General features: G+C 74.2%; 15 protein-coding genes. 7 read left to right on the top strand and 8 right to left on the bottom strand.

Annotated elements, in window-relative coordinates; all coding sequences use genetic code 11:
• Nucleotides 1-21 precede the first annotated feature (21 nt).
• Complete coding sequence (locus QSK52_RS26225) at nt 22-783, top strand: endonuclease/exonuclease/phosphatase family protein (RefSeq protein ID WP_285738624.1); 762 nt, start codon at nt 22-24, stop codon at nt 781-783.
• Between the two features lie 93 nt (nt 784-876).
• Here the strand turns inward: QSK52_RS26225 and QSK52_RS26220 are convergent, their stop codons facing one another.
• Both QSK52_RS26220 and QSK52_RS26215 read right to left on the bottom strand, forming a co-directional pair.
• The gene (locus QSK52_RS26220) at nt 877-1,512 is read right to left on the bottom strand and encodes a hypothetical protein (protein ID WP_285738623.1); all 636 of its coding nucleotides are present in this window, start codon (nt 1,510-1,512) and stop codon (nt 877-879) included.
• Between the two features lie 10 nt (nt 1,513-1,522).
• Entirely contained in the window at nt 1,523-2,302 is a 780-nt protein-coding gene (locus QSK52_RS26215; RefSeq protein ID WP_285738622.1) for an alpha/beta hydrolase, read from the bottom strand.
• A 177-nt stretch (nt 2,303-2,479) separates the two neighbouring features.
• On the opposite strand from QSK52_RS26215, the gene QSK52_RS26210 reads away from it, so the two are divergent.
• From QSK52_RS26210 to QSK52_RS26200, 3 genes are all read left to right on the top strand, one after another.
• Nucleotides 2,480-3,280, top strand: coding sequence for a lysophospholipid acyltransferase family protein (locus QSK52_RS26210; RefSeq protein WP_435053375.1), 801 nt, complete (start codon nt 2,480-2,482; stop codon nt 3,278-3,280).
• Nucleotides 3,281-3,404: 124 nt separating this feature from the next.
• Nucleotides 3,405-4,517 carry a MacS family sensor histidine kinase gene (gene macS, locus QSK52_RS26205; RefSeq protein ID WP_285738714.1) on the top strand — a complete coding sequence of 371 codons (1,113 nt, stop codon included), beginning with the start codon at nt 3,405-3,407 and terminating at the stop codon, nt 4,515-4,517.
• Nucleotides 4,507-5,178, top strand: a complete 672-nt coding sequence (locus QSK52_RS26200) for a response regulator (RefSeq protein ID WP_285738620.1) — start codon at nt 4,507-4,509, stop codon at nt 5,176-5,178. Before macS ends, QSK52_RS26200 begins: the two co-directional genes overlap by 11 nt.
• A gap of 13 nt (nt 5,179-5,191) precedes the next feature.
• Here QSK52_RS26200 and QSK52_RS26195 read toward each other — a convergent pair whose 3' ends face one another.
• The 5 genes from QSK52_RS26195 to QSK52_RS26175 all read right to left on the bottom strand — a co-directional run bounded on the left by QSK52_RS26195 (nt 5,192) and on the right by QSK52_RS26175 (nt 10,356).
• On the bottom strand, nt 5,192-6,067 hold the full coding sequence (locus QSK52_RS26195) for a transporter substrate-binding domain-containing protein (protein ID WP_285738619.1): 876 nt from the start codon (nt 6,065-6,067) through the stop codon (nt 5,192-5,194).
• Nucleotides 6,068-6,077: 10 nt separating this feature from the next.
• Nucleotides 6,078-7,073, bottom strand: a complete 996-nt coding sequence (locus tag QSK52_RS26190; protein ID WP_285738618.1) for a hypothetical protein — start codon at nt 7,071-7,073, stop codon at nt 6,078-6,080.
• A gap of 1 nt (nt 7,074) precedes the next feature.
• A complete protein-coding gene (locus tag QSK52_RS26185) occupies nt 7,075-7,965 on the bottom strand; it encodes a trypsin-like peptidase domain-containing protein (RefSeq protein ID WP_285738617.1) in 891 nt (296 codons plus the stop codon).
• On the bottom strand, nt 7,962-8,312 hold the full coding sequence (locus QSK52_RS26180) for a CU044_2847 family protein (RefSeq protein ID WP_285738616.1): 351 nt from the start codon (nt 8,310-8,312) through the stop codon (nt 7,962-7,964). The genes QSK52_RS26185 and QSK52_RS26180 overlap by 4 nt, the downstream gene beginning before the upstream one ends.
• Before the next feature lie 106 nt (nt 8,313-8,418).
• Nucleotides 8,419-10,356, bottom strand: coding sequence for a chorismate-binding protein (locus tag QSK52_RS26175; RefSeq protein ID WP_285738615.1), 1,938 nt, complete (start codon nt 10,354-10,356; stop codon nt 8,419-8,421).
• A 306-nt stretch (nt 10,357-10,662) separates the two neighbouring features.
• Here QSK52_RS26175 and QSK52_RS26170 point away from each other — a divergent pair, with 306 nt between their 5' ends.
• Together QSK52_RS26170 and QSK52_RS26165 are read left to right on the top strand one after the other, a co-directional pair.
• Nucleotides 10,663-11,994, top strand: coding sequence for a class II 3-deoxy-7-phosphoheptulonate synthase (locus QSK52_RS26170; RefSeq protein ID WP_285738614.1), 1,332 nt, complete (start codon nt 10,663-10,665; stop codon nt 11,992-11,994).
• 131 nt (nt 11,995-12,125) lie between these two features.
• Nucleotides 12,126-12,380, top strand: a complete 255-nt coding sequence (locus tag QSK52_RS26165; protein ID WP_285738613.1) for a (2Fe-2S)-binding protein — start codon at nt 12,126-12,128, stop codon at nt 12,378-12,380.
• Between the two features lie 70 nt (nt 12,381-12,450).
• Here the strand turns inward: QSK52_RS26165 and bfr are convergent, their stop codons facing one another.
• On the bottom strand, nt 12,451-12,933 hold the full coding sequence (gene bfr / locus QSK52_RS26160) for a bacterioferritin (protein WP_030461011.1): 483 nt from the start codon (nt 12,931-12,933) through the stop codon (nt 12,451-12,453).
• A 299-nt stretch (nt 12,934-13,232) separates the two neighbouring features.
• Here bfr and QSK52_RS26155 point away from each other — a divergent pair, with 299 nt between their 5' ends.
• On the top strand, nt 13,233-13,862 hold the full coding sequence (locus tag QSK52_RS26155; protein WP_285738612.1) for a sulfite oxidase-like oxidoreductase: 630 nt from the start codon (nt 13,233-13,235) through the stop codon (nt 13,860-13,862).
• The last annotated feature ends 5 nt before the right edge of the window (nt 13,863-13,867 follow it).

The following is a 13,867-nucleotide window of genomic DNA, read 5'->3' as shown; positions in this document are numbered from 1 at the left end:
GAGGCTGTTACTGTCGGTCAAATGACGGACACAGAGGTTGCGTTGGCGTCGTCCGGGGCGGAGCCGGACGGTGCACGGCGGGTACGGGTGCTGACGTACAACGTGCGGTCGCTGCGGGACGACCGGGCCGCGGTGGCCCGGGTGATCCGGGCCTGCGAGCCGGACGTGGTGTGCGTGCAGGAGTCGCCGCGGTACTGGAAGACCGAGAAGGCGGCCGCCTGGCTGGCGCACAGGACCGGGACGGTCATCCTGGCCGGGGGCGGGCGGGTGGCTGCGGGGCCGCTGCTGCTGGGCAACCTGCGGGTGGACCTGCTGGAACTCCGGGACGTCCTGCTGCCGAAGACCCGCGGGCTGCACGCGCGCGGCTTCGCGAGCGCACTGCTGCGGATCGGCGGGAGCCGCCCGTTCTCGGTGACCAGCTGCCACCTCAGCCTCGAACCGGCCGAGCGGCTACGGCAGTTCGAGCTGCTGCGGGGCCAACTGCGGCCGGGCGAACCGGGGGTGATCGCCGGGGACTTCAACGAGCCCCCGGAGGGCCCGGGTTGGCGGGGGCTCGCGGCGGAGCTGACCGACGCGCACGCCAAGGCGCCCTGGGGCGGGACGTACACCTCGGTGCCGAAGCGGCCCTACCAGCGGATCGACGGGGTGTTCGCCACGCCGGACGTCGAGGTGCTGGGCTGCGGGGTGCCGTACCCGCTGCCGGGCGTCTCGGAGGCGGACCTGCGGGCGGCCACCGACCACCTGCCGGTGCTCGCCACGCTGCGGATCCCCCCGCCGGAGTGAACGGCCCGCCCGGGGGCGGGCGGACGCGGCCCGAGCGGCCGCCGACCCCCGGGCGCGGCAGGGCCGTTCGGACCACGGGCGCGGCAGGGCCGTTCAGACCACGGCGCCGCCGTGCGGGTCCTCCGGCTCGTCCTCGTCGCGGTCCTTCATCCGGGCGACCAGGGTGCCGAAGCCGCCCAGGAAGGACAGCAGGCCGACCCAGGCGGGCCAGCCGGAGACCTCGTGCCAGACCACGGCGTCGAACAGCAGCAGCGCGGGGCCGCCGAGGACGGCCAGCCAGGCGAACTTGGCGGTGACCTCGGCCTCGGGCAGCGGCGGCGGCTCCGGGGGCACGAAGTGGCCCTCGTCCTCGTCCTCGGCCGGGGTGTAGTCGCGCGGCCCGTCGCCCGGCCGGGGCACCGGCCGCGGGGTGAAGTCGCCCAGGCCCCCGTTGGTCGTGGTGGGCGCGGTCGGCCCCCGCCGCCCGCCCTCCCGCTCGTTCTGCGCCCGCAGGTTCTCCACCTCGGGCCAGGCCGGGTCGGTGAGGTCCACCGGGTCGTCGAACTGGGCCACCAGCGCGGCGAAGATCTCGTCCTGCTCGGCCTGGCTGCCCGCGGCCGGACGCCACCCCCGCGCGGCGGGCGCGGGCGCGGCGGTCTCCGACCCGGCGGCCGCGGCGCCCGACCCGGCGGTCTCGGCCTCCTCGCGGGGCAGGTCCTCGTCGTCGTTCGCCTTGCTGGTCTCGTTCACGTTCGGCCTTTCAGCCCGAGTGGGTTCCGGCATCGACCGCCGCTGCCGGGGCCAGCCGCCGGACGAAGTCGAGGCTCGCCCCGAAGATCAGACCGGCGTCGTGGTCCAGCGTGGCCACGTGGAAGCTGCGCTCGAGCAGCAGCTCCGTCACATCGGTCGAGGATATCCGGGCGAGCACCAGCGCCGAGTTGCGCGGCGAGACCACGTGGTCCTGCGGACTGTGCAACAGCAGAACGGGTTGGGTCACCGACGGCATTCCCGCCCGGGCCGCCTCCCACAGCCGGGCCAGTGACCAGGCGGCGTGCAGCGGGACGCGGTCGTAGCCGACCTCGGCGGCGCCGGGGAGGGCGATGTCCCCGGCCACGCCGGGGAGGGAGGGGAGCAGGTGGCGCAGCAGCGGAAGAAGCACCGTCGCGGGGTTGTCGGAACGCACCGAGGGGTTGACGAGCACCAGTCCGGAGATCCGGTCGCCGTGCTGCGCGGCCAGCTTCAGGGCCAGCGAGCCGCCCATCGAGAGCGCGCAGACGAAGACCTGCCGGCAGGTGGCGGCGAGTTCCTCGAAGGCGGCCTCGGCGGTGGCGTACCAGTCCTCCCAGCGGGTGTGCTGCAGGTCCTGCCAGCGGGTGCCGTGGCCGGGCAGCAGCGGGACGGAGACGGTCAGTCCGGCGTCGGCGAGGTGTTCGGCCCACGGGCGCATGGACTGCGGGGAACCGGTGAAACCGTGGATCAGCAGCACACCGACCGGACCGCCCGCTCGGCGGTACGGCTCGGCTCCCGGAAGCAGCGGCATGCAGGACTCCTGGAGGGGGCGGGCGGGGTGAGGGTGGCTCGATGGTCCCACGGGCGGGATGCCCCGTACAGGGGCCCGGTGCGGGGACGGACGGTTCGCCGGTGCACCGGGCGGCAGGCGGGGGCATTAGGATCGTCCGGTCCGCACCACAGGAGGCCCCGGTTGTTCTACCGACTGATGAAGATGATCGTCGCCCCGCTGCTGCGGATCTTCTTCCGGCCGTGGATGGAGGGCGAGGAGAACATTCCGGACGAGGGTCCGGCGATCCTCGCCAGCAACCACCTCTCGTTCTCCGACTCGTTCTTCCTGCCCGCGCTGCTCAAGCGCCGGGTGACCTTCATCGCGAAGGCCGAGTACTTCACCACGCCCGGCATCAAGGGCCGGCTGACCGCCGCGTTCTTCAAGGGCGTCGGCCAGCTGCCGGTGGACCGCTCGGGCGCCCGCGGGGCCGGCGAGGCGGCGATCCGCAGCGGCATCGCGGTGGTCGAGCGGGGCGAGATCTTCGGCGTCTACCCGGAGGGCACCCGCTCGCCCGACGGCAAGCTCTACCGCGGCAAGGTCGGCGGCCTGGCCCGGGTCGCGCTGGCCACCGGCGCGCCGGTGATCCCGGTCGCGATGATCGACACCGAGAAGGTGCAGCCGCCCGGCCAGGTGATGCCCAACTTCGGCGTCCGGCCCGGCATCCGGATCGGCCGCCCGCTGGACTTCTCCCGCTACCAGGGCATGGAGAACGACCGGTTCATCCTGCGCTCGGTCACCGACGAGGTGATGTACGAGATCATGCGGCTGTCCGGCCAGGAGTACGTGGACATCTACGCGACCGCCGCCAAGCGGCAGCTCGCCGAGGAGAAGAAGGCCGCGGACGCCGACCGCAAGGCGCAGCAGAAGGCCGAGAAGGCCGAGGCCGAGGCGGGGAAGGCCGAGGCGCAGGGGAAGGCCGAGCAGGCCGGGGACGCCGAGAAGGACGCCGGGGCCTGACGGGCCGTCACGGGGGGAGCACCGGGTGATGGGGGACCACAGGCCCGTCGTCGCGCCGAAGGCGGTGCCCACGGTGGTGCCGACGGCGCCCGCCGGGGTGGCGGCGGCGGTGGTGGCCGGCGGGATGTCGGTGGAGCTGCCGCTGTGGCGCGCCATGGGGTACTTCCGGGTGCTCGCGCTGGCGTACGCGGTGCTGCGGTACCTCACCTCGTACCACCAGTTCCTGCACCCGGTCTCCGGCTGGATCTACCTGGGCGCGCTGAGCCTGTGGACGCTGGCCTCGACCCGGGCGTTCGCCGGGCCGCAGCGGTGCACCTGGCCGGTGCTGGGGACGGACCTGACGGCCGCGGTGACCGGCATCGTGATGAGCGGGATCATCGACACCCCGGCGCGGATCCACGGCGGCGCGCCGACCCTGCCGACGATCTGGGCGGCCGGGACGGTGCTCGGCTTCGCGGGCAAGGGCGGCTGGCGGGCGGCCGCGTTCGCCGGGGCGGTGATCGGGGCGGCCAACATCCTCGGGCACGGCGGGGTCAGCCCCGACAACCTGCACAACATCGTGCTGCTGCTGCTCGCGGGCTGCGCCATCGGCTACGTGATCGAACTGGCCCGGGCCAGCGAGGCGGTGCTCACCCGGGCGCTGCAGGTGGAGGCCGCGACCCGGGAGCGCGAGCGGCTCTCCCGGGACATCCACGACGGGGTGCTGCAGGTGCTCGCCCTGGTGCACCGCCAGCAGGGCGACGCCGCCGAGCTGGGACGGCTGGCCGGCGAGCAGGAACGCGCGCTGCGGGCCCTGATGACCGGCGGGCGGCCCGCCGAGGAGGAACGGGCGGACGGCGAGCGGGACCTGCGTCCGCTGCTCTCCCGGCACGCGGACGAGCGGATCACCGTCTCCGCGCCCGCCACGCCCGTCCTGATGCCCGCCGGGGCGGCGGCCGAGCTGGCCGCCGCGGTGGCGGCGGCGCTGGACAACGTCCGGCGGCACGCGGGGGAGTCGGCCCGGGCGTGGATCCTGGTCGAGGACGAGCCGGACGCGGTGACGGTGTCGGTGCGCGACGACGGCCCGGGCTTCCCGCCGGGGCGGCTGGCCCAGGCGCAGCGCGACGGCCGGCTCGGGGTCGCGCAGTCGATCCGCGGCCGGATGCTGGACCTCGGCGGCAGCGCCGAGCTGTACTCGGTGCCCGGGGAGGGCGTCGAGGTGGAACTGCGGTGGCCGAGGAGCGGGCATGACGACTGAGCAGCCGGTGCGCGTGATGGTGGTGGACGACCACCCGATGTGGCGCGAGGGGGTGGCCCGGGACCTGGCGGAGGCCGGGTTCGCGGTGGTCGCCACCGCGGGGGACGGCGAGGAGGCGGTCCGCCGGGCCCGGGCCAGCACCCCGCAGGTGGTGGTGCTGGACCTCAACCTGCCGTCGCTGTCCGGCGCGGAGGTGTGCCGCCGGGTGGTGGAGGCCGATCCGGCGGTGCGGGTGCTGGTGCTCTCGGCGAGCGGCGAGCACGCGGACGTGCTGGAGGCGGTGAAGTCCGGGGCGACCGGCTACCTGGTGAAGTCGGCGGGCCGCGAGGAGCTGCTCGACGCGGTGCGCCGCACCGCGGTCGGCGACCCGGTGTTCACCCCGGGCCTGGCGGGCCTGGTGCTCGGCGAGTTCCGCCGGCTGGCGGCCGAGCCCGGCACCCCCGCCGCACCGGCCGCCCCGCAGCTGACCCCGCGGGAGACCGAGGTGCTGCGGCTGGTCGCCAAGGGCCTGTCCTACCGGCAGATCGCCGACCGCCTGGTGCTCTCGCACCGCACCGTGCAGAACCACGTCCAGAACACCCTGGGCAAGCTGCAGCTGCACAACCGGGTCGAGCTGGTCCGGTACGCGATCGAGCAGGGCCTGGACGAGGAACTGGGCTGACCCGCCCGGGGGTTCAGGCCGAGCAGCGGTCGCCCGCGGAGGTGGTGACCGGCTTGAAGGTGTCGCGCAGCTCCTTGTCGGTGAAGTCGGGGCCGAAGGAGAAGGAGCTGCGCAGGGCGTTCATCCAGTCCGGGTCCTGCAGGTAGTCGTTGATGGCCTCGCGGAGCAGCTCGCAGGCCTTCCGGTGGCCCTTGGGCAGCACCATCATCAGGAACTGGGTCTTGCCGATGTGGGCGTCCCGGGCGACCCGGTAGGCGCGGGTGCCGCCGCTGCCGGAGTTGGCGGCGACGCCCTGCAGCACCAGGTAGTCGGAGAGCACGGCGTCGGCGGTGTCGTCGTCGACCCGGGCCAGGCACTCCTTGAGGTTGGTGCCGGTGACGGTGACCCGCGGGCCGATGTCCCGGAGCTGGGCCTCGGCGGTGGTGCCGGGGGTGACGCAGACCCGCAGCGGCTTGAGGTCGTCGGACTTGGCGACCGTCCGGGTGTCGCCGGCCTTCAGCAGGACGCCCAGCGGGGTCTGCAGGTAGGGCCCGGCCAGGTCGTAGTCCTGCTTGAGGCTGTCGCGCTCGGAGATGTCGGCGACCACCAGGTCGACCTTGTTGTGGTTGGCCTTGCCGTCGGTGAGGGCGTCCTCCCAGTTGGTGGTGGTCACCGTCAGCGAGGTGTACTCGATCTTGCGGGAGCCGAGCACCTTCATGGTCAGGTGCGGCTCGAAGCCGTCGTACACGCCCTTGTCGGTGAACTCGGACATGCCGGGGCGGTCGGTCTTGAAGCCGACCTTGACCGGCAGGCTCTCGAACGGCTTCGGCTCGTCGCCGGAGCAGCCGGACGCGGCGGTGACGAGCAGCAGCAGGCCGACGGCCAGGCGGGCGGAGTGCGGGTCGGGCACGGTGGTCCTCCTAGCGGGTGAACTCGACGCGTTGGATGTCGACCTTCTGGACGCAGCCCTGGGTCTCGCTCAGCTGCAGGTTCAGGCTCAGGTGGGTCAGGCCGGCGGGCACCGGGAGGGTGACCTCGGTGCCGGGGGCCTGCCAGCCGCTGCTGCCGTGCTGGTCGATGCCGAGCCGGGCGGTCAGGCCGGTGCAGCTGCCGCTGTCCGGGTTGACGTCGGACAGCAGCAGGCGGGTCTTCAACCGGGTGGCGCCCGCGGGGACGTCCACCTCCGCGGTGCTGACGTTGCCGGGTCGGACCTCGGGCTCGTGCCACACCGTGCTCCGCGCGGGCAGCGGCGGCGGGCCGTCGGGCCACAGCAGCGCCGCGGCCAGCCCGGCGGCGGCGAGCAGGGCCAGGGCGGCCGCCGTCCGCGCCCGGCCGCGCTCGCCCGGCGGCCGCTCCCGCGGGCCCTCCCGCGGATCGGTCGGGGGCAGCGGCGGCGGGCCGGTGCGGACGCGTTCCACGGCCTCGCGGGCGTGCTGCGCCAGGTGCGGTTCCTTGAGGGCGAGTTCCTCCAGCAGCAGGGAGGGGCTGCCGATCACCCGGGCGTGGGTGGCCATCTCGACCAGGCGGCGGCCGTCGGTGCGCAGCGGGGGCACCGGCGGGAAGCACAGCACGTCGGCGATGGCGACGAGTTCGGCCCGCTGGTCGACGGCCAGCCCGGGCGCGTTCTGCACCAGGGCGAGGAAGGCGACCCAGTCGCCGCGCAACTGGTTGCCCTGCACGCCGACCAGCCAGTCGTGCAGGTGGCCGATCGCGGCGGCGGGCTGCCGGTGGTCCTCGGCCAGGAACTTGGCGATCCGGGCGGCGGACACCGACAGCGGGCGGGGCTGCACCTGGACGGGGTAGCCGGTGGTCTCGGCCAGGTGCTGCTCCAACTCCGGCAGCACCGAAGCCAGTTCGAACCACCCGGCCAGGATGCGCTGGAGCAGCTGCCGGGTCTCCCAGGTGCAGCGGTCCATCTCAGTCCTCCGCTTCGAGGCCCAGCAGGGCCGCCAGCTCGTCCAGCGCCCGGTGCGGGCCGCACAGTTCGCGGGCCCCGGCCAGCAGGGCGCGCAGGGCGCGCTCCGGGCGGCGGTGCTGCAGGCAGCAGGCGGCGAGGGCGCGCAGGTGCAGGGCGGCGAGCGCGTGGTAGGCGACCCTGACCTCCTCGCCGGGGCCGAGCCGCTCGTTGACGGCCTGCACCAGCTCCAGCCGCACCGCCGGGTCCTGCAGCGGGGCCGGTTCGGCCAGCAGCCGGGCCACCCCGCCCGCCGTCACCGCCGCCCGGGGCGCCGCGGGCGCGGCGGTCGGCGGCAGCAGCGGCAGCAGCTCCGACAGCGGGGTCAGCCAGCCGCCCACCGGGTCGCCGCCGTCCGCGGTGGCCTTGACCACGCCGACCACCCGGCCGTGCCCGTCGAGCGCCATGCTGCCGCTCAACCCGGGCTGGATCCAGCCCAGTTGGACGCGCAGCCCGAGGCCGGAGGGGCCCGCGACGGTCAGCCGGGCCGACTCCGGGCCGACCTCGCCGGTGACCGGGTTCACCGCGAAGCCGTGCACCAGGACGGCCGCGCCGCCCGCCGGGTCGTGCTCGGCGAGCGGAACGGCCGGGGCGTCGGCCAGGCCGGGCGCGGTGAGCAGGGCGAGGTCCGGCCGCGGGTAGGCGGCCGCGCCGGGCACCGGGCCGGGCGGGAAGAGCCGGACGCCGCGCACCGGGTGGGCGGCCGCGCCGGGCCGGGCGGCGGCGGTGAGGTCCGGGTGGCCGTGCACCACGTGCGCGCAGCTGACCAGCAGCCCCGCGCCGAGGTGGAAGCCGCTGCCCAGGAACGCCCCGGCCGGGTCGGCGAGCAGCACCGCCGCGCTGTCCGGGCTCACTCGGCGTCGCGCTCGTCCGGCCGTTTCCAGCTCAGCCGGACGACCAGGCCGGCCTGGCCGGAGGCCTCCGCGAGGACGCCGATCAGGCGGCCGGACTTCACTCCCAGGTTGAGGCCGAACTCGACCTCGAACTCGTCCGGGTCGCCCGCCTGCCGGGCCGTCTCGCGCGCCCAGCGCCCGACCGCGCGCACCGCGCGCCGGACTTCCCCGAGGCTGTGGGTGACCGCCGCGGAGACCGCCCCCGCGTCCCCCGCCTGGCGGCCGGGGCCCGGGCGCAGGGCGGCGTGCAGGACGGTGCCGTCGTCCAGGGCGATCTCGACGGTTCCGGGCTCGGCAGCGTTCGTCATGCATCCCCCAACTCATGACCGATAGGCAGGATATGAATATCAGTCAGTTCGGGGGAGATCCAGACCTTTCCGCCGGGGGCGGGACGGCGGGACCGGGCCGCCGGATTCAGCCGCGCACGGCCGCGGGGGCGCGCAGCAGCCCGGAGACGATCTCCACCCCCTCCCGGGTGAGCACCGACTCCGGGTGGAACTGCACCCCGGCGAAGCCGGGCCCGCGCAGGGCGTGCACGTCGCCGGTGCGGGCGTCCCGGGCGAGTTCGACGCCCTCGGCGGCCAGCCGCCCGGCGGTGGCCGCGTCGCAGCGGGCGGTGAAGGTGTTGTAGAAGCCGACGGTGCGGCGGGTGCCGAACAGGTCGATCGTCTCCTGGGCGCCCTGGTACGGCACCGCCTTGCGGGCCAGCTCCAACCCGAGCTGCGCGGAGAGCAGTTGGTGGCTGAGGCAGACCGCGAGCAGCGGCGCGGTGCGCGCCCCGGAGCGGGCGGCGGCCAGTGCGTCGGCGACCACCGGGCGCAGCAGCGCCATCTTCGGGTCGGCCGGGTCGGCCGGGTCGCCGGGCCCGGGGCCGAGCACCAGCGGGCCGGGGTGCGCGGCGACCCGCTCGCGCAGCCCGGGGGCGTCGTAGCGGAGCACGCTGACGGTGTGGCCGAGCGAGCGCAGCAGGTGGGCCAGCATCGCGGTGAAGGTGTCCTCGCCGTCCACCATCAGGGCGTCGGTGCCGGGCAGCGGCGCGGCGGGCTGCTGCATCCGCAGCCAGAACGGGGCCAGCCCGGCCCGCCGGGAGTCGAGGGCGGCCTGCACCCGGTGGTCCTCGCCGAGCCGGGGCCGGGCGGCGCTCTCCCTGGCGGAGCGGGCCGGGCAGGCGCCGATCGCGGAGAGCACCCCGGCGGCCTTGGCGTGCGTCTCGGCGACCTCGGAGTGCGGGTCGGAGTGCCGCACCAGGGTGGCGCCGACCCGGACGACCAGCGAGCCGTCGGCGGGGTCGATGTCGGCGGCCCGGATGCAGATCGGCGAGTCCAACTGCTGGCCGCCGCTGGCGGACCGGCCGATCAGGGCGAGCGCGCCGGAGTAGTAGCCGCGCCCGCCGCGCTCGTACCGGTCGATCACCCGGGTGGCGTTCTGCACCGGGCTGCCGGTGACGGTGGCGGCGAACATGGTCTCCCGCAGCACCTCGCGGACGTCCAGCGAGGTGCGGCCGCGCAGTTCGTACTCGGTGTGCGCGAGGTGCGACATCTCCTTCAGGCGCGGGCCGAGCACCTGCCCGCCGAGGTCGCCGACCGCGCACATCATCTTCAGCTCCTCGTCGACCACCATGGTGAGCTCCTCCAGCTCCTTGGGGTCGCGCAGGAACTCCAGCAGCGACTCGGCGGTCGGGCCGGTCGCCGGGTAGCGGTAGGTGCCGGAGATCGGGTTCATCACCACGGTGCCGCCGGACTGCCGGACGTGGACCTCGGGGGAGGCGCCGACCAGCACCCGGTCGCCGGTGTGCACCAGGAAGGTCCAGTACGCGCCGCGCTCGTGCTCCAGCAGCCGCCGGAACAGGGTCAGCGCGGTGGCGGTGGAGTACCCGGCCAGTTCGGCCCGGAAGTCGCGCCGGATCACGAAGTTGGCGCCCTCGCCGCGCCCGATCTCGTCCCGGATCACCCGGCGGACGATCTCCGCGTACTCCTCGTCGTCGATGTCGAACTCCCCGCCGCGCAGCTCCACCGGGGCGTCGGGCAGCGCGGCCAGCACCCCGGCCAGCGGCAGCGCGTACTGCTCGGCGACCGACAGCGCCCGCAGCGGGGTGCCGTCCTGCCGGGCGGCGAAGCCGCGTTCGCGGATCTGCGCGTACGGGACGAGGGCCAGCAGGTCGTGCCGGGGGCCGCCGTCCGGGGCGCCGACCGGGACGGGCAGGTCGGCCAGCGACGCGTGGTCGGAGACCTCGCCGACCAGCAGTTCGACGGTGTCCGGGGCGAGCCGGGGCGCGCGGCGGTGCAGCAGGGCGAAGGCCGGGGCGCCGGGGGCGGTGAGCCGGGCGAGCAGGTCTGCGGCGGTGGTGGTCACGGCAGCGGTGTTCCTTCCGGGAGGTTGCTCTGCGGGGGGTTCCGCCGCCTCCGGGAGGCCGTGACGCTGCACACACACGCCGACGGCCGCCCCGGAGGGCGGCCGTCGTTCGTCGCTAGGGACGCGCGATCCGTGGGCCGCCCAACGGGCTGGCCCACCACCAGGAGAAGGGGTGCGTCGCGGTCACGGAGCCGACCTTAGCCCACCGGCGGGCGGCGGGGGGAGGGTTCGGCGGGATGTCCACGAGCTGTCTCACCCACCGGGCGGCATCCCCACACCGCTCGTCCCACCCCGTAGCCTTGCCCTGTGACCGTGACTAACCACTCCTGGCAGTCCCTGCCCGCGGCGCAGCAGCCTGAATGGCCGGACCAAGAGGCTCTGCGCAAGACCCTTGCCGAGCTCGCCTCCTATCCGCCCCTCGTCTTCGCCGGCGAGTGCGACCAGCTGCGCGCCCGGCTCGCGGCCGTCGCGCGTGGTGAGGCGTTCCTGCTTCAGGGCGGAGACTGTGCCGAGGCGTTCGACGCCGTGTCGGCCGACCACATCCGCAACAAGCTGAAGACCCTGCTCCAGATGGCCGCCGTGCTCACGTACGCCGCGTCCGTCCCGGTGGTCAAGGTCGGCCGGATCGCCGGCCAGTACTCCAAGCCCCGCTCGAAGAGCACCGAGACCCGCGACGGCGTGACCCTGCCGACCTACCGCGGCGACTCGGTGAACGGCTTCGAGTTCACCGCCGAGGCCCGGATCCCGGACCCGGAGCGCCTCAAGCGGATGTACAACGCCTCCGCGGCGACGCTCAACCTGGTGCGCGCCTTCACCACCGGCGGTTACGCCGACCTGCGCCAGGTGCACGCCTGGAACCAGGACTTCGTGCGCAACTCCCCGGCGGGGCAGCGCTACGAGCAGCTGGCCCGGGAGATCGACCAGGCGCTGGCCTTCATGAACGCCTGCGGGGTGGCCCCGGAGGAGTTCAAGACGGTCGAGTTCTTCTCCTCGCACGAGGCGCTGATCCTGGACTACGAGACGGCGCTGACCCGCACCGACTCGCGCACCGGCGAGCTGTACGACGTCTCCGGCCACATGGTGTGGATCGGCGAGCGCACCCGGCAGCTGGACCACGCGCACATCGAGTTCGCGTCCAGGATCCGCAACCCGATCGGCGTCAAGCTCGGCCCGACCACCACGGTCGACGACGCGCTGACCCTGATCGACCGCCTCGACCCGGAGCGCGAGCCCGGTCGGCTCACCTTCATCACCCGGATGGGCGCGGGCAAGATCCGCGACCACCTGCCCACCCTGGTGGAGAAGGTCACCGCCTCCGGCGCCCAGGTCGTGTGGATCACCGACCCCATGCACGGCAACACCTTCGAGGCCTCCAGCGGCCACAAGACCCGCAAGTTCGACGACGTGCTGGACGAGGTCCGGGGCTTCTTCGAGGTGCACCGCGCGCTCGGCACCCACCCGGGCGGCATCCACGTGGAGCTGACCGGCGACGACGTCACCGAGTGCGTCGGCGGCGGCGACGAGGTGCTGGTCGACGACCTGCACCAGCGCTACGAGACGGCCTGCGACCCGCGGCTCAACCGCAGCCAGTCGCTGGACCTGGCGTTCCTGGTCGCCGAGATGTACCGCAGCCACTGAGGCACCCGCGGTAGGTGTGACGAAGGCCCCTCCGCTTCCGGGCGATCCGGAACGGAGGGGCCTTTTTCGCACCCGGAGCACCAGGTAAGGTAAGGCTCAGTAAACCGCACCAATCGTGGAAGGGGCCGCACATGTACGTGTGCATGTGCCACGCGGTCACCGAGGCCCAGGTCAAGCAGAAGATCGACGAGGGGGCCAGCACCCCCCGCCAGATAGCCCAGGGCTGCAAGGCCGGCACCGACTGCGGCTCCTGCGTGCGGCGCATCCAGGCGCTGCTCGGCGAGCACGGCGCCCGCCCCTGCCCGACCGCCCGGCTGGCCGAGCGCCTCGGCCTGGCCGACCCGGCCGCCGCCGCTCCCGCGGTCACCGCCCCCCGGGCCGCCTGACCCGTCCGGCCCGCTCGACCGCCCGCGGCCCGGCCCGCTCGACCGCCCGCGGCCCGGCCGCGCCGGGGGCTCAGCTGCTCTCGGGCTGCTCGATCAGCTGCGCGATGTAGAGCGCCTCGCCGAGCTTGTCCAGCAGCTCCAGCTGGGTGTCCAGGTAGTCGATGTGGTGCTCCTCGTCGGCGAGGATGGACTCGAAGATGTTCGCCGAGGTGACGTCGTTCTTGGCCCGCATCACCACGATCCCGCGGCGCAGCCGGTCGATCGCCTCGACCTCGACCTGCCGGTCGGCCTCGAACATCTCCTTGACCGTCTGCCCGATCCGGACGTGGAACAGCCGCTGGTAGTTCGGCAGGCCGTCCAGGAAGAGGATCCGGTCGGTCAGCACCTCGGCGTGCTTCATCTCGTCGAAGGACTCGTGCCGGGTGTACTTGGCGAGCTTGGTCCAGCCGAAGTTCTCCTGCATCTTCGCGTGCAGGAAGTACTGGTTGATGGCGGTGAGTTCGGCGGTCAACTGCTCGTTGAGGAACTCGATGACCTCGGGGTCGCCCTGCATGGCCTGCCTTCCTGTGCGCATTCCGGTCGGTCTCCGGATGTCCCGCATCGTGGCAGCCGAACGGGCGCACTTCCAGTAAGTTCACGCTCACAGTCGGCGCCGCGGTCGACATTCTTTCCCGTTCTGCACCGCCCTGACCTGGGGTGATGCCGAACGGATTGGGCCGATCGGGGGTATCTCACCCGAACGGCTGCGCGGATTCCCCCCCGCGCTTCCCCCCACCGCCGCGGCGGATTCCGCCGGGGGCGCGCGGCGGGGGCGCGTGCGGTTCGGCGCCCGCCGTCTGTCACCATGGAGGCATGGGTCAGCACGAACCGGAACAGCCGCCGCCGACTGACCCGAGGCTCCCCCCGGGGCAGCGGCCGCAGCGCGGCTGGCCGGTCCTGCACTACGGGCCGGTGCCCCGGTTCAAGCCGCAGAGCTGGGACTTCCAGGTGTTCGGGGCCACCGCCGACGCGGAGAAGACCAGCTGGGACTTCACCGCCTTCCACGCCCTGCCCAAGACCACCGTCCGCGGCGACCTCCACTGCGTCACCAAGTTCTCGATGCTCGGCAACGAGTGGACCGGCGTCGCCGCGAAGACCGTCCTCGACCTCGTCCCGCCCGACCCGTCGGCCACCCACGTGATGGTCTGGGCCGAGTACGGCTACAGCGCCAACCTGCGGCTCGCCGACTTCGCCGACCCGGCGACCGTCTTCGCCACCCACCACGACGGCCGCCCGCTCACCCTCGAACACGGCTTCCCGGTCCGCCTGGTGGTGCCCCACCTGTACGCCTGGAAGGGCCCCAAGTGGGTGCGCGCCGTCGAGTACATGCGGGCCGACCGGCGCGGCTTCTGGGAGGAGCGCGGCTACCACAACCTCGCCGACCCGTGGCGCGAGCAGCGCTACACCTACCAGGAGCAGCCCGGGGACGGCCCGCTGCGCTGAGGCCG

This window comes from Kitasatospora phosalacinea (genome assembly GCF_030268885.1).
GTDB classification, from domain to species: Bacteria; Actinomycetota; Actinomycetes; order Streptomycetales; family Streptomycetaceae; genus Kitasatospora; species Kitasatospora phosalacinea_C.
The sequence above is the reverse complement of the archived record's forward strand: the minus strand, read 5'-3'. Positions and strand labels throughout refer to the sequence as shown.

What these genes read in the sequence shown, in the direction of transcription:
- QSK52_RS26165 (WP_285738613.1), top strand. Translation starts at nt 12,126, where the DNA reads ATGTACGTGTGCATGTGCCACGCGGTCACCGAGGCCCAGGTCAAGCAG.
- QSK52_RS26200 (WP_285738620.1), top strand. Translation starts at nt 4,507, where the DNA reads ATGACGACTGAGCAGCCGGTGCGCGTGATGGTGGTGGACGACCACCCG.
- QSK52_RS26210 (WP_435053375.1), top strand. Translation starts at nt 2,480, where the DNA reads ATGAAGATGATCGTCGCCCCGCTGCTGCGGATCTTCTTCCGGCCGTGG.
- QSK52_RS26155 (WP_285738612.1), top strand. Translation starts at nt 13,233, where the DNA reads ATGGGTCAGCACGAACCGGAACAGCCGCCGCCGACTGACCCGAGGCTC.
- QSK52_RS26215 (WP_285738622.1), bottom strand. Translation starts at nt 2,302, where the DNA reads ATGCCGCTGCTTCCGGGAGCCGAGCCGTACCGCCGAGCGGGCGGTCCG.
- macS (WP_285738714.1), top strand. Translation starts at nt 3,405, where the DNA reads ATGTCGGTGGAGCTGCCGCTGTGGCGCGCCATGGGGTACTTCCGGGTG.
- QSK52_RS26180 (WP_285738616.1), bottom strand. Translation starts at nt 8,312, where the DNA reads ATGACGAACGCTGCCGAGCCCGGAACCGTCGAGATCGCCCTGGACGAC.
- QSK52_RS26225 (WP_285738624.1), top strand. Translation starts at nt 22, where the DNA reads ATGACGGACACAGAGGTTGCGTTGGCGTCGTCCGGGGCGGAGCCGGAC.
- QSK52_RS26190 (WP_285738618.1), bottom strand. Translation starts at nt 7,073, where the DNA reads ATGGACCGCTGCACCTGGGAGACCCGGCAGCTGCTCCAGCGCATCCTG.
- bfr (WP_030461011.1), bottom strand. Translation starts at nt 12,933, where the DNA reads ATGCAGGGCGACCCCGAGGTCATCGAGTTCCTCAACGAGCAGTTGACC.